Below are 13,063 nucleotides of genomic sequence, written 5' to 3'. Positions count from 1 at the left end.
CCCTATGGGTCGTTGGACGGCCAGTATTGGCGGATCTGCGATCTAAATAGATGCCTATGCACCCACCAGTTGCATTGCCTTCATCGTCTTCGCAAAGCCAAGAATGCGGATGACACGTTTGAGGTTGTAAGCCAGCACGCTCAAGCTCATTTCCGTTGCCACGTTGTGCATGCCCCGCGTGAGGAAGTGCGTCCAGCCCATCCAGTGCTTGAGCGTTCCAAAGACATGTTCAACAGTGCTCTTGCGCACCGTCATGGCCTTTGGCATACGATCCAGACGCTGCTGCACCTTGTCCATCACCGCCTCATGCTCCCAGCGCCTTATGCGCCGGTAGTCACTGGGAGTGCATTGCGCCTTGATTGCGCATCCAATACACGAGCTGCTCCAGTAGGTACGAATCTGCATTCCCTTCTCGTCGCTTGTAAAGCGGTGGATGGCACGCTGCCCTGCAGGGCATTGGTACTCGTCATCGCGGGTGATGTAGATGAAGTCTGATTTGTCGAAACGCCCCTCGGCTTTGGCGCCTGACGTCATGGGCTTGGGAACAATTGCTGCGATCCCCGCATCCTCGCAAGCCTTGAGCTCCGTGCCACTGTAATACCCGCGGTCAGCGATAGCTTTCAATTTTCGCTTGCCCATGGCTTCGCGTGCAGCCAGTGCGATCTGACTCAGCTGTGACCTGTCGCTGCCGTTGTTCGTAACTTCATGCGCCACGATCAAGTGGTTCTTGGTGTCTACCGCTGTTTGTATGTTGTAGCCCACCATGGCTGTGCCCTTGGCGCTGTAGGTGGTCATGGCCCGTGCGTCCGGGTCGGTCTGGGAGAGTTGTCGATCCGGTAGGGTTTCTAGCTGTGCCTTGACAGCCTGCAGGTCTTGCATGCGTTGGCGCATCTTCTGGATCTTGCCTTGTAAGCGCTCCGTCTTGGCCTGCATCTCTGTGGGTTGGGTGCGGTCGGCTGTTTCCAGGGCGTCCAGGTAGCGCTGGATGCTTTCTTCGAGTTCGCGTTCACGCCGCTCGATCTTTCCGGGCGTGTAGTTGCGCTCCCGGTTGTTGACGGCCTTGAACTTGCTGCCATCGATGGCCACCACCGCTTCGCTAAATAACTTCAGCTCACGGCATAACAGCACAAAGCGCCGACACACATTGCGGATACCTTTGCCGTTATCACGACGGAAGTCCGCAATGGTCTTGAAGTCAGGGGCCAAGCGCCCGGTCAGCCACATCAGTTCCACATTTCGCTGACATTCGCGCTCCAGGCGGCGACTGGACTGGATGCGGTTGAGGTAACCGTAGAGGTAGAGTTTCAACAGCACTGATGGGTGGTACGAAGGTCGACCCGTTGCAGCCGGGGTTGCCCCCGCGAAACCCAGGGCCACCATATCCAACTCACCTATGAACGCATCAACCACCCGAACGGTGTTGTCTTCAGTGATGAAGTCGTCCAAGCACTCCGGTAGCAGCGTGACTTGTTGCCGATCCGCTCCCACAATGAATCTCGCCATATCCAACCCTCCGTACGGTTCGATATGTGACAGCAAATTTCATGCACGGTTCAAGGGGTTTTCACACAGCCTCGCTGCATTACGGGCACTCAAGCAAGAAGCATTGGCTGGCCGGCTTGAGTTACGTCCAAGTCCCTCCCAACACCGCAACACGTCCTCACGTTTTCCACTCCTGCGCCAATCAGCCAGCCATGGGGGACCTGCGGTAAATGCGCTTCTTCCCCTGTATTTCCCATACCCCAAACACTCACCGTAAGTCACAATGACCGTCATGACGCCGAACACCACTCCCATGTTCCTGCCCCTGACCGGTCTTTATGAGCCCTCTGCCATCCAGCAGCTTCCGGACGGGCGTTTTTTGGCGGTTGAAGATGAAAAGGGGCATTCGTTCAGTCTGGTCACCATCAACGCCGACGGAGATGTCAGCAGCAAGTCGCTGAGCCCTGGCTGGTTTCATGGCGGTGACCCGATCTGGAAGCTGGACGATCTGGAGGGGCTGGCGCTTGACAGCCAGGGCTACCTTTACGCCGTTACTTCGCATTCACGCGATGACGACGGCGATGAACAGAAGGGGCGTGAAAAACTGGCCCGTTTCCGAATCGAAAAAGACCGGATAGTCGAGCCCGTAGTGACTGGCGGGCTGAAGCGCGCGCTGGTCGAGGCGCATCCCCTCTTGGCAGCCGCTGCGCAAGTCAAGGACGTTAAGGCGGGCGCTGGGCTCAACATCGAGGCGCTGGAGATCACGCCAGACCAGCAGCGCCTGCTGATTGGATTTCGCAGTCCCTTGCAGGGCAGTCATGCCATCATCGCCAGCGTTGAAAATCCTTCTGCGATTTTTGAAGCAGACGCAGCACCGCAGGTGTCAAGTACGCTGCAGGCGCTGGACCTGGGCGGGCACGGGATTCGCGGTATGTCCTACATGGCTTCGCTCAATGGCTACCTGGTCATCAGCGGCCCCGCCTCACGCGAGAAAGATGAATTTGCGCTCTGGTTCTGGAGCGGGCAGCCAGCTGCGTCGGCGCGCCGCGTCACGGTGCCAGGCTTGCAGGGTTTCGAGCGCGCAGAAGGGGTGAGCCCGGCTGTCACCGATGGCGTGCTGCGCATCGTCATCGTCAGCGATGACGGTAGCCGCAAAGAAGGGCGCTTCGCCCGTTTTGTGCTGCTTGACCCTGGGCAACTGCAGATCGCGCCCTGACGCTGTCAATGCGGGCAAGAAGCCATCAGTGTTCTTCGCTCAGACAAGCCAAACCAGGGAAACGGCAACAGGTCGACCTTGATGGGTCGCTCGCGCACGACTGGTTGCTGCAAAAATAATAGCTGCTCGCGCCCGTATTCATTGGGCCAGAGCATTAAATTGTTACATTTTTGACTGAAACACCAGTCCCGCATGTGTGCGCATGGAGACATTGACCGAGGTGATATTCCTGAGCCCAAATCGCTGACGAAGGCGGAATGGCGAAATCTCGCATCACACTTAAAAACGGGATTGAGCGTCCTGTAATCGTCATGGATGTTTCCCTTGACTGACAACGGCAATGTCCAGCGCCCTGCGGTTCACATGCCAGGGCGCATCCCAAATCGGGGCAAGGGGCGGGAAATCAACGGTCTGTCAGGCCTTCGGATAGGCGGGCATGTCAAATCCTGCCTTGCCGGGGGCTTTGAAAAAATCCGTTGCGGCGCTGTCGTTCAATGCCCACAGCGGCGGGCGAACCGCGCCCCACCGAGGATAGTTTGAAAGCCCGGCGACGACCCGCTTCATGGCGGGGATCATGGGCATCGCCTCGAAGATTTGTCGAACAACGTCGGCCTTGGCCTGAAGCTCTTCGCCCGTCGCGGTACTCCAGTTCTTCTCATAGACAGCGCGGATGCCCGCCGGGTTCATGTTCACGGTGGCACTGGTACAGCCTGCGGCGCCGAGCGGCAAGGCCTTGGACGGCGTTGACTCACTGGCCGGGAATACGTCAAAGCTCAGACGGGAACCGTCCAGGGCTCATGCGAACTGGTACAGCCTTGCCGGGTTGTCTACCAGTATGCGATGGCGGGCCGCCTCGTCGGGTACGACTTCGGACAGCAAATCGATCAAATGGGCGTCGTCTGGATAGCCTTTGTCTTTTTCGGTGGGGTGCGGCCAGTCGCTTCCCCAGACCACACGTTCGGGCGCTTCCCGGGCGTAGAGGGTCGCCACTTGCACGCTGTCTGAATAGGACGGGTAGCCGACGTTGGACTCGTTGTAGAACCCGGAAAGTTTGACATAGGCTTTGCCCCGCTGAAGCAGTCCACGAATCATGGCGAAGGTGGGGTGGTTGACAGCGCCCGGTTGCGGCACACGGCCCAGGTGGTCGAACACCACGGGAACGGGCAGATCGCTCCAGACTGATCTGGCATCGAGTAGCGCTGCCGCCGGTGCATTGAGCTGAATATGCCAGCCCATGGGCGCAACGCGCCGTGCCAGCGTGCGCACCATGTCGAGCGTGGTGGTGCCGGGAGGCGCCAGGTTGAACCGAATGCCGCGCACGCCAGCGTCGTGCAGTTGCTTGAGCCCGGCGTCGGTCACGCTGGTGTTGACGACAGCGACACCGCGTGCATTCCTCAGCCCGAATGCGGCGAGCGACTCGACCAGCAGGCGGTTGTCTACGCCATAGGTGGAGGGTTGCACGATCACGTTGCGGGTGGTGCCGATGCGCGCTTGCAGCGCGCGGTAGTCGGCGATCAAGGCGTCGGCAGGCCTGAGGGTGGCGTTCTCCGCTGCAGGGTAGCGCGCATCGTAAATATGGTGATGGCAGTCGATGGCGCCGGGGGGCACCCTGATGCCGGGAGCGTTCGAACCCGATGAGAATTTCATTTGTTGCCTTCGGATAGGTGGATGAGACCCACTCAAAGTGTCAATACATGGTGTGGTTGTCATGGCAAAAAAAGAGGGGTGGATTTGGCCGGGCTAGATGCGGGAGAAGCTGTAGATCTCCTCCACCAGGCGCAGCGTCTGGAGATTGTCTTGTGGGCTGGTCTCGAACGGTTTGCCATCACCCAGCGCATCAATGAAGTGACCGATGGTTGCGGCGTAGGATTCGGTGTAGCAGGCCGGCAGGTCGTAGTTGAGCTGTTCTGGCTGATCTCCCTGGCAGCGCAGCGAATCACCAGATAAGCGGATGCAGCCGCGCTCACCGACCAGCAACAGTTCATCAGATTTGGCCTCGGGTTCACCCCACACCCGCAGGTTGGCCAGAAGGCTCACCGCCGCACCGCTGGTGCTCTCGAAAACGAGCGACGCGCGGTCTTCTCCCGCCATGGCGCTGCAGCCCTTGCCCAGACGGGCATGCACCAGGCGCAGATCACCCAGCAGGAAACGCAGTGTGTCGATGTGGTGAATCAGGATCTCCATGACCAACGCGCGTTGGAGCGTCGCCACGAACGGCTGGCGGTCGAGGGCGGCATACCTGCCTTGTCCATCTGCAATGAGGCCCGAGGTCAAAAGGCTCATGTGCGCCTGTACCACCTGGCCGATGCGCTGCTCGTGCAGCCAGCGGGAGATCTGGCGGTAATAGGGTCTGAAGCGCCAGTTCTCATGCACCATCAGGCGCGTGCAGTCCTGGGTTTCGGCGACCAGTGCGCAAGCTTCTTCATAGGTCGGAGCCAGTGGCTTCTGGCATAGCACGGGCAGGCCGTGCCGCGCGGCCAGGCGCACCAGGTCCGCGTGGGTTTCGCGTGGCGCCGCCACATCCACGGCATCGAGGTCGCCCCGGCCGAGCATCTGTTCGGCGTTGGCGAAGACCTGGTCGATGCCAAAGGCGCTGGCTCGCGCTTGTGCCTGTGCCGTATGGGGGTCGGTGATGGACACCACCCGGGCGCGCGATGCGTGTTGCCGCCAGCCTGCCAGGTGATGCTGGGTGACCCAGCCTGCGCCGATGAGGCCGATCCGCAGCGGCTGGGCCTGGTGTGTCTGTGGTGTCTGTGTTGTGCCCATGCTTAATGATCCGTTGCCACAATGGCTTTCTCGCTGACCGCGTCAAACAGATAGATGGCCTCCGAAGCGCAGCTGAGGCCTACCGTGTCACCGACCCGGACTGATGTTTCGCGGTGCAGCCGCGCCGTGACCTCGCCCGCCTGGCGCTCCAGTTCGACGATCACAAGCGTTTCTGCACCCAGGGGTTCCACGCCGGACACCGTGCCCCGCAGTGATGCCTGCTCGCTGCCTGGCGTCGTGGCCAGCGACAGTTCTTCAGGCCGCACCCCCAGCAATACCTCGTCAGCGGCGCTGAATGAGACGCCTTTCCAGCGCTCCAGGGGCAGTGCGCAGCCGCCCACCATCGCGTGGCGCAGGCCATTGTGTTCACGCAATTGGGCCCGCACGATGTTCATCGGTGGGTTGCCCAGGAAGCGTGCAACGAAGGCATCGGCCGGTGCCCGGTACACGTCCAGTGGCCGACCGATCTGCGCCACGCGTCCTTTGTTCATGACGCAGATGCGCTGGCCCATGGTCATCGCCTCGACCTGGTCGTGCGTCACGTAAATCATGGTTGCGTTCAGGCGCTGGTGCAAGCGCACCAGTTCGTTGCGGGTGTTGACGCGCAAGGCCGCGTCCAGGTTGGACAGCGGTTCGTCGAACAGGAAAACCTTGGGCTCACGCACGATGGCGCGGCCCAGCGCCACGCGCTGGCGCTGGCCGCCTGACAGCGCAAAAGGCTTGCGCTCCAGCAACTCGTCCAGGCCGAGAATGCCGCAGGCTTTCTTGACCCTCGCGGCGATTTCGCTCTTGTCGACCTTGCGGCGCTTCAGGCCAAAACCCAGATTTTCAGCCACGGTCATGTGGGGGTAGAGCGCGTAAGACTGGAACACCATGGCGATATCGCGATCTTTGGCCGCGACCTCGTTGACTTCGCGGCCATCGATATCCAGCTGGCCTTTGGTGATCGATTCGAGGCCGGCAATCATGCGCAATGTGGTCGATTTGCCGCAGCCCGAGGGGCCGAGCAAGACCATGAATTCGCCGTCGTTCACAGTGAATGAGACGTCATTGACGGATGGAACGGGGGTGCCGCGGTAGCTTTTGCAGATATTTTTGAGAGTGACGGTAGCCAATTGGGTTTCTCCGTTGTGTGGGCAAGTGAACGATGAGCGGGCTTATTTCACGGCGCCAGCCGTCATCCCCTGAATGAGCTTTTCCGAGAAGAAGGCGTAGACAATCACGACCGGGATGATGGCGATCATCATTCCGGTGGCAATCATTCCGATGTCCTGGAAGTAGTCGCCCATGAAAGCGCGGATGCCGATGGGCAGTGTGCGCAGGCCCGGTTCGCTGACCAGCACCACCGCAAACAGGAATTCGTTCCACAGTTGAATGAAATTCAGGATGATGGTGGTGGCGATGGCGGGCATGCCCACCGGCAGAACGATCTTCCAGAAGATCTCGAAGTCTGAATAACCATCGATCTTGGCCGCGTCAAACAGGTCCTGCGGGATGCGGGCGAAGAAGCCTTCCAGCAGGTACACGGTCAACGGCAGCTGCAAACCGACATACACCAGGGTGAGACCCAGGCGCGTGTTGTACAGGTCGAATTCCACCAGCACCTGGAACAGGGAGATCAGGATGATCTGTGGTGGAAAGACGATGGAGCTGAACAGGGTGAAGTACACGAGCCGGTTGCCACGAAAGTTGTAGCGCGCCAGGCAGTGGGCAGCGGCCGCGCCGAACAGGGTCACGATGGCCACGGCCGCGCCCACCACCAGCGTGCTGTTCCAGAAATACTGCGCAAAATTGGAGTCAACCCAGGCGACACGGAATTTTTCCCAGTGCAGTGTTTGCGGCCAGGTAAAGTGCGCGGCGCTGATCTCGGACGTGGTGCGCAGCGACATCGAGCCAAGCCAGACGAAGGGCATTGCCGAGTACAGGGTGTACAGGACGATGACAGCCATCAGCCCGCCCTGCCGCAGCAGGCGCGAAGCCGAGTCGCCGAAGGAGTTGGATGCACGCATGTTTAGTATTCCAGACGCTCGCGACGGCGAAACAGCACATTGAAGAACACAACGAAGCCCACCACCACAAAGAACCACACCACGGCGATGGCCGACGGATAACCGAGATCGAAGGTGTTCCAGTTGAAGGCACGCTTGTAGACATAGGTGGACACCGTCTCGGTAGACCACACGGGTCCACCTTCGGTCATGATCCAGACCAGGTCAAACACCTTCATCTTGCCGATGAAGGCCAGGATGTAGAGGTTGAGCAGGGTGGGCCATAGCATGGGCACGATGACGTGCACCAGCTTGTCCCACCAGCCGCAGTTGTCGAGTTCAGCGGCTTCGAGCACCTCGGAGGGCAGTGAATGAAGGGCGGCGAGGCACACCACCATGTTGAAGCCCGCCCATTTCCAGGCATGTGTCACCATGAGCGAGGCCAGCGCGAACCGGGGGTCGCCGATCCAGGCCTGCGCCCAATGCCCCAAGCCGACGTTGCGCAGGGCGACGTTGACCACGCCCCAGTCGTAGTTGTAGATCCAGACCCACATGATGCCGACCACCACATAGGACAGCAGCACCGGCGTGAACCAGGCCACCCGCAGAAAGCGGGCGAACGGCACGCCCGCGTACAGACAGAGTGCCAGCAACAAACCGGTGATGACGTCGAGAAACGGTGCCACGGTGGACCAGATGGCCGTGTTGCGCACCGCCGCCAGAAAGGTGGCGTCACGGAACACCTCGGCGAAATGGGCCAGGCCCACGAAATCCGACGAGGCGATGTCGTTGATGATGAAAAAGCTGTTGTAGAACGTCCGCACCACGGGATAGGCCGTTAGCGCCGCGTACACCAGAAGCGCCGGCGCGAGAAACAGCATCAGGGTCGGCCATGAGGTGCGCCGCGAGTCAGCCTCGGGTGGCGCCAGCAAGGCGCCGAGTTTCGGGTGCCACCCGGGTTTTGGGGCGGGCAGGGCGTTCGAAATGGAATTGGACATGGACGGCGTCTCGGAAAAACTTCAGGAAGCCGCTTTGCAAGCTGCGTCCATCTGGGTGGCCGCGTCCTTGACGCTGATCAGACCGGCGGGAAAGGCGCGATTGAGTACCTGCGAAAAGGTGTCCCCGCACTTGCCGCTCATGTAGTGCAGCGGTGTGCCGATGAAGAATTTTGCGCCGATGCTGCGGTCTTGCAGGTCCTTGAAGTACTGCGCGTGAATGCTCTGTATGCGCGAAGGGTCCGTGCGCACGCCGGTCTGCAGCAGCACATCCTCCATCCACTTGTTGCCATTTTCCACAGTGGCGATCGAGTTGAGGAGCTTGCCCGCGCATTCCTTATTCTTGCTGCGCGAGTACATCACGTAGCTGCCACCGACGGCGAGTGTCTTGCACTCCGGGCATTTCGCATCGTTGATTGCCGGATACTTCATCAGGCCGAGTGGGAACCCTTGTGGCTGCCCCCCTTTTTCCGCTGAAACGAAAGCGCGGCCGGTGTACCAGCTGGCGATCGGGAACATCATGGCGCCCGGATTGGTGTGAAAGTAGTAGTGCGACTCGCCGAGCTTGAGCGTCGAAAAACTCTTCGGGTAGGCGCCGGCATCCACCAGCTCCTTGATCCAGTTCATGGTTTCGATGACACGCGGGTCAGTGAACGACAGCTTCCCCGTCAGCAAGGCGCGATAGTCGTCAAGCCCCAGTTTGCGCAGGAGCATCTCCTGAAGCAGGTAGGCGCCAGGGTAGGGGCGGTCGCCCACGCCTGAGGCCACCGGTGTGATGCCCGCGGCGGCGGACTTCTTCACCAGGTCCGTGAATTGCGCCTGCGACATCTGCAGGCCAGGCGGCGGCGTTACGCCGACTTTCTTCATCAGGTCCTTGTTGTAGTACAGCTCCACCGTGTAGGCCTCCACCGGCAGTCCGTAGACCTTGCCGTTATGGCTCCAGGACTGGCGCGCCCAGTCTTCCAGGTTGTTGAGGTTGATGTGGCTGTCCAGCGGCTCCAGGTAGCCGCTCTTCGCGAACGCAATTTCATCGGGCTCAAGCCAGAAGATGTCGGGTGCCTGCCCCGTTCGCACCGAGGTCTTGACCGACGCATAGAGGTCGGACTTCTGGACGAATTGAAGGTTGACTTTGCACTGCGGTGTGGCGGCCTCGAACTTTTTCACGCGCTCTTCGACAAAGCCGCGTTTGGACTGCTCGTCGGGCCAATGACTCCACATGGTGACGGTTTGCTGCGAGGTCTGGGCCAGCACTGGGCCAGCCAGGACGGCGCAAGCCAGCGCGCCTGCCAGAGCAGGCGCGAAGCGCTGGACGAAAACTGCGGAAGGAAGGAATCTGGGCAAAGGCATGGTTGTCTCCTGGCTGGGAAAGTTGTCTTATGTAAATGCTGGCTCGGCACTACACCGGGCGTTGGTGCCGCGTGGTGGTGTTTTCTCTGCTGTTTTCTCGGGTGTTTTGCAAGTTGTCTCCTCGTTGTTGGTGGGTGGTTTCGTTTGGTTGTGGAGCACCGAGCACCGAGCGCCGATTGCCGATCGCCTAGCGGCCCGGATAGCCCGGCATGGTGAATTGCGCGTCGCGCAAGGCCGCCAGCACGCTGTGGGTGGTGCCGTCGTCCAGCCCAACCAGGGGTGGACGCACCACTTGCCAGCCGGGGTCAGACGAGAATTCGGCGACTACCCGCTTCATGGCCGGGATCATGGGCACCGCCTGGAAGATCTTGCGGATCACGTCCGCATTGGCCTGCAAGGTTTCGCCCTGTGCGCTGTTGCAGCCTTTGTATAGGGCATGGATCCCGCCAGGGTTCATGTTGACGGTGGCACTGATGCAGCCGGCGGCACCGAGCGGCAGCGCCTTGGAGAGCGTCGACTCGCTGGCAGGGAAGACGTCAAAACCATCTTTGGCAAAGTTGTCGATCATGGCCTGGGTGTTGGGCCAGTCGCCCGATGAGTCCTTGGCGCCAACGACCGTGTCGGGATAGCGCTTGCGCAGCGTCCCGATCAGATTCAGCGTGATCGGCACCTGCGTGAGTTGGGGGATGTGGTAGAGATAGACCTTCAGGCGATCGCTGCCAACCCGCTCAATCACCTCGGAGTAATAGGCATACAAGCCTTCGTCGGACACGCCCTTGAAGTAGAACGGCGGCAACATCAAGGCGCCCGAGGCACCGTTTTCAACCGCATGTTTGGTCAGGACGACCGAATCGGCCAACGAACAGCCACCCGTGCCCGGCATCATGCGGGCCGCAGGAACACCGGCGCTCAAGAGCGCATCCGTCATCGACAAGCGCTCGTTTACCGACAGTGAAGCGGCTTCAGAATTCGTGCCGAAAATGGCCAAACCGACCTGGTTGTCGATCAGCCAGCGGCAGTGGGCAATGAAGCGATTGACATCAGGCTCCAAACGCCGGTTGAAAGGTGTCAGGACGGGGGCGAGAACGCCGCGGATTCTGGTGGTCATGGTGTGCAGTTGCCTCAAATGGAATGACGGGAAGAGGGGATCGATTCAAGAAATTCAAGTGGTTAAAGCGGTTCAAGCGGTTCAAGGGCGCCTTGGGCCCACGACGAAGTTGAAATCGGCAACCCCCTGGATGTGGATGCCGCCACACACCTGCATCTCCGGGCCGCCTTCTTTCGTACCCAGAGTTTCCTTGCACACACTGGCAAATAAAACAGGCTTTCCATGTGTTCATACGATAAAATTTTTAACTTTCCGAGCAGCGTTTCCCCAAGGTGAAATCATGGATGTCCGCTACCTGCAAAGCTTTGTCACCGTCGTGGAAGTCGGCTCGCTGGCGGAAGCCGCCAGACGGCTGGACTTGACGCCTGCCGCCATCGCGGCGCGTGTTCATGCACTGGAGGAGGCGCTGGGTGTGGCGCTCATCAAGCGCGCCGGGCGATCCGTCAAGCCGACCGAGGCGGGCGTGAAAATCCTGGAGCCTTCCCGCTCAGTGCTGCGTGACATACGCGATCTGCGCGTGGTGGCAGGCGACGGGATTGCGTTGGGCGAATTGCGGCTGGGCGTGTTCGCGTCGGCCATGACCAGCGTGCTTCCGCCGGTGCTCAAGCGACTCTATGCCAGGTACCCGGACCTCAATGTCTTCGTGGCCACGGGGTCCTCGGTGGAGTTGTGCCGGCAGGTCAGCACTGGTGCCATTGATGCCGCGATTGTTGTAGAACCTCAATTTGCCGTGGCCAAAAGTTGCGCATGGCGTTCGCTTGTGGCGGAGCCTCTGGTGGTCGTGGCGCCCGCTGAACTGGCCGGTCATGAGGCCCACGAACTGTTGCGATCTGAGCCATTCATCCGCTATGACCGGTCGGTCCTCGGAGGGCAACTGGCCGATCGGTATTTGCGCGACCAAAGTATCCGGCCCAGGCAGCGTCTTGAGATTGACGGCCTCATGGCGATCGCCGCCCTGGTGGCGCAAGGCCTGGGTGTGGCCCTGCTGCCCGATTGGGCACCGCTGTGGCAATCGGGTCTGGCCATCGCCCGCATTCCCTTGCCGGAGCGCCCACCGGTCCGGCACGTCGGGCTGATCTGGGGCGAGCATGGTCCACGCGCCTCATTGGCTCGCGCATTTCTGGCCGAGGCGGAAGCGGTGTTTGCCAGGCCGGTCCCACAGCAGGCGCCCAGCCAGACCATCAAGCCGGCAGCAAGCAGCCGCCGGAAGAAACAAATCGCTGAGGCGGGCTAGCCGATGCGGGGCGTGGGCGACAGCGCTGGCTGCCCGTTCAGGACGGCATGGAGGTTGTCCAGCGTCAGGCGCAACATGGCCGTCCGCGCTTCCCGGGTGGCCGATCCGGCGTGGGGCGACAAAAGCACATTGGGCAGCGACGTCAGCGCAGAATTGCGCAGCGGTTCGTCCTCGAACACATCCAGTGCCGCGGCGCGAATGCCACCCGTCGTCAACGCATGGACCAATGCCTCTTCGTCGACGACGCTGCCGCGCGCGATGTTGACGAGGTAGCCAGCCGGTCCAAGGGCTTGCAGAACTTCCGCATTGACCAAATGCCGGGTCTCGCTTCCACCCTTGCAGCAGACGATGAGAATGTTGCATTCGCCGGCCAGTGCCAGCACGCTCTGGACATGGCGATACGGAACGTCGATTTTTCTGGACCCGGAATAAGCCAGTGTCACACCGAATGGCTGCAACCTTGCTGCGATGCCCCGGCCAATGCGGCCCAGGCCGACGATGCCAACGGCCTTTCCGGCCAGGCTGGTGGTGAGTGCATAAGCGCCATCTGACCATCGCCCCTCACGCACAAAGCGGTCTGAAGCGGGGATGTCGCGTAGCAGGCTCAGGAGCAAACCCACGCCTAATTCGCAGACCGCGTCATCCAGCACGCCTGGCGTGTGGGTGACGGCGATCCCTCTTGCCTGGGCATACGCCACGGGGATGCCGTCGTAGCCTACGCCGCAGGTTGAGATGACCTGCAGGGCCGGGAGCAACTCCAGCAGCGCCAGGGGCACCTGGTAGTTGCTCCGGGTGATCAGTCCGCGGATGGACTGGCGCAGCCCATCGTTTCGCGCAATGTCCTCAGGCCCATGGCACTGGAATTCCCGGTCAATGGTCTGCTGAAGCTCTCCGGCAAAGATCCCGATTTTGACGATAGCCTGCATG

The 13,063-nt window shown here is 60.7% G+C and carries 12 protein-coding genes; 2 read left to right on the top strand and 10 right to left on the bottom strand.

The features are described 5' to 3' along the window. Positions 1-54: 54 nt before the first annotated feature. A complete protein-coding gene (locus tag AC1DS5_RS22550; RefSeq protein ID WP_477720487.1) occupies positions 55-1,503 on the bottom strand; it encodes an IS1182 family transposase in 1,449 nt (482 codons plus the stop codon). A gap of 271 nt (positions 1,504-1,774) precedes the next feature. Between AC1DS5_RS22550 and AC1DS5_RS22545 the strand changes: the two genes are divergently transcribed. Beyond that, positions 1,775-2,698 carry a DUF3616 domain-containing protein gene (locus AC1DS5_RS22545; protein WP_477720486.1) on the top strand — a complete coding sequence of 308 codons (924 nt, stop codon included), beginning with the start codon at positions 1,775-1,777 and terminating at the stop codon, positions 2,696-2,698. A gap of 414 nt (positions 2,699-3,112) precedes the next feature. Here AC1DS5_RS22545 and AC1DS5_RS22540 read toward each other — a convergent pair whose 3' ends face one another. The 8 genes from AC1DS5_RS22540 to AC1DS5_RS22505 all read right to left on the bottom strand — a co-directional run bounded on the left by AC1DS5_RS22540 (position 3,113) and on the right by AC1DS5_RS22505 (position 10,902). Beyond that, the gene (locus AC1DS5_RS22540; protein ID WP_198140946.1) at positions 3,113-3,391 is read right to left on the bottom strand and encodes a hypothetical protein; all 279 of its coding nucleotides are present in this window, start codon (positions 3,389-3,391) and stop codon (positions 3,113-3,115) included. A 102-nt stretch (positions 3,392-3,493) separates the two neighbouring features. Continuing rightward, entirely contained in the window at positions 3,494-4,345 is an 852-nt protein-coding gene (locus tag AC1DS5_RS22535) for an amidohydrolase family protein (RefSeq protein ID WP_477720485.1), read from the bottom strand. Between the two features lie 93 nt (positions 4,346-4,438). Continuing rightward, positions 4,439-5,464 carry a Gfo/Idh/MocA family protein gene (locus tag AC1DS5_RS22530; protein ID WP_477720484.1) on the bottom strand — a complete coding sequence of 342 codons (1,026 nt, stop codon included), beginning with the start codon at positions 5,462-5,464 and terminating at the stop codon, positions 4,439-4,441. A 2-nt stretch (positions 5,465-5,466) separates the two neighbouring features. Next, positions 5,467-6,579: an ABC transporter ATP-binding protein gene (locus AC1DS5_RS22525; protein ID WP_477720483.1), complete on the bottom strand. Its 1,113-nt coding sequence runs from the start codon at positions 6,577-6,579 to the stop codon at positions 5,467-5,469. Positions 6,580-6,621: 42 nt separating this feature from the next. Further along, positions 6,622-7,473, bottom strand: coding sequence for a carbohydrate ABC transporter permease (locus AC1DS5_RS22520; protein WP_477720482.1), 852 nt, complete (start codon positions 7,471-7,473; stop codon positions 6,622-6,624). A gap of 2 nt (positions 7,474-7,475) precedes the next feature. Continuing rightward, complete coding sequence (locus AC1DS5_RS22515) at positions 7,476-8,450, bottom strand: carbohydrate ABC transporter permease (RefSeq protein ID WP_477720481.1); 975 nt, start codon at positions 8,448-8,450, stop codon at positions 7,476-7,478. 21 nt (positions 8,451-8,471) lie between these two features. Then, positions 8,472-9,794, bottom strand: coding sequence for an ABC transporter substrate-binding protein (locus AC1DS5_RS22510; RefSeq protein ID WP_477720480.1), 1,323 nt, complete (start codon positions 9,792-9,794; stop codon positions 8,472-8,474). 187 nt (positions 9,795-9,981) lie between these two features. Then, the gene (locus AC1DS5_RS22505) at positions 9,982-10,902 is read right to left on the bottom strand and encodes a dihydrodipicolinate synthase family protein (RefSeq protein ID WP_477720479.1); all 921 of its coding nucleotides are present in this window, start codon (positions 10,900-10,902) and stop codon (positions 9,982-9,984) included. Positions 10,903-11,182: 280 nt separating this feature from the next. On the opposite strand from AC1DS5_RS22505, the gene AC1DS5_RS22500 reads away from it, so the two are divergent. Beyond that, the gene (locus AC1DS5_RS22500; protein WP_477720478.1) at positions 11,183-12,136 is read left to right on the top strand and encodes a LysR family transcriptional regulator; all 954 of its coding nucleotides are present in this window, start codon (positions 11,183-11,185) and stop codon (positions 12,134-12,136) included. Here AC1DS5_RS22500 and AC1DS5_RS22495 read toward each other — a convergent pair. Next, positions 12,133-13,062, bottom strand: a complete 930-nt coding sequence (locus AC1DS5_RS22495) for a 2-hydroxyacid dehydrogenase (protein ID WP_477720477.1) — start codon at positions 13,060-13,062, stop codon at positions 12,133-12,135. The genes AC1DS5_RS22500 and AC1DS5_RS22495 overlap by 4 nt on opposite strands. Position 13,063 lies beyond the last annotated feature (1 nt).

Source organism: Polaromonas sp. P4_H1 (assembly GCF_056400945.1).
Note: the sequence above shows the minus strand (reverse complement) of the source record. Positions and strands in the feature narration are given on the sequence as shown.

Bases quoted from the DNA above. Each gene is read 5' to 3' on its own strand.
- AC1DS5_RS22545 (WP_477720486.1), top strand. From the start codon at position 1,775: ATGACGCCGAACACCACTCCCATGTTCCTGCCCCTGACCGGTCTTTAT.
- AC1DS5_RS22515 (WP_477720481.1), bottom strand. From the start codon at position 8,450: ATGTCCAATTCCATTTCGAACGCCCTGCCCGCCCCAAAACCCGGGTGG.
- AC1DS5_RS22530 (WP_477720484.1), bottom strand. From the start codon at position 5,464: ATGGGCACAACACAGACACCACAGACACACCAGGCCCAGCCGCTGCGG.
- AC1DS5_RS22550 (WP_477720487.1), bottom strand. From the start codon at position 1,503: ATGGCGAGATTCATTGTGGGAGCGGATCGGCAACAAGTCACGCTGCTA.
- AC1DS5_RS22505 (WP_477720479.1), bottom strand. From the start codon at position 10,902: ATGACCACCAGAATCCGCGGCGTTCTCGCCCCCGTCCTGACACCTTTC.
- AC1DS5_RS22535 (WP_477720485.1), bottom strand. From the start codon at position 4,345: ATGAAATTCTCATCGGGTTCGAACGCTCCCGGCATCAGGGTGCCCCCC.
- AC1DS5_RS22495 (WP_477720477.1), bottom strand. From the start codon at position 13,062: ATGCAGGCTATCGTCAAAATCGGGATCTTTGCCGGAGAGCTTCAGCAG.
- AC1DS5_RS22500 (WP_477720478.1), top strand. From the start codon at position 11,183: ATGGATGTCCGCTACCTGCAAAGCTTTGTCACCGTCGTGGAAGTCGGC.
- AC1DS5_RS22520 (WP_477720482.1), bottom strand. From the start codon at position 7,473: ATGCGTGCATCCAACTCCTTCGGCGACTCGGCTTCGCGCCTGCTGCGG.
- AC1DS5_RS22510 (WP_477720480.1), bottom strand. From the start codon at position 9,794: ATGCCTTTGCCCAGATTCCTTCCTTCCGCAGTTTTCGTCCAGCGCTTC.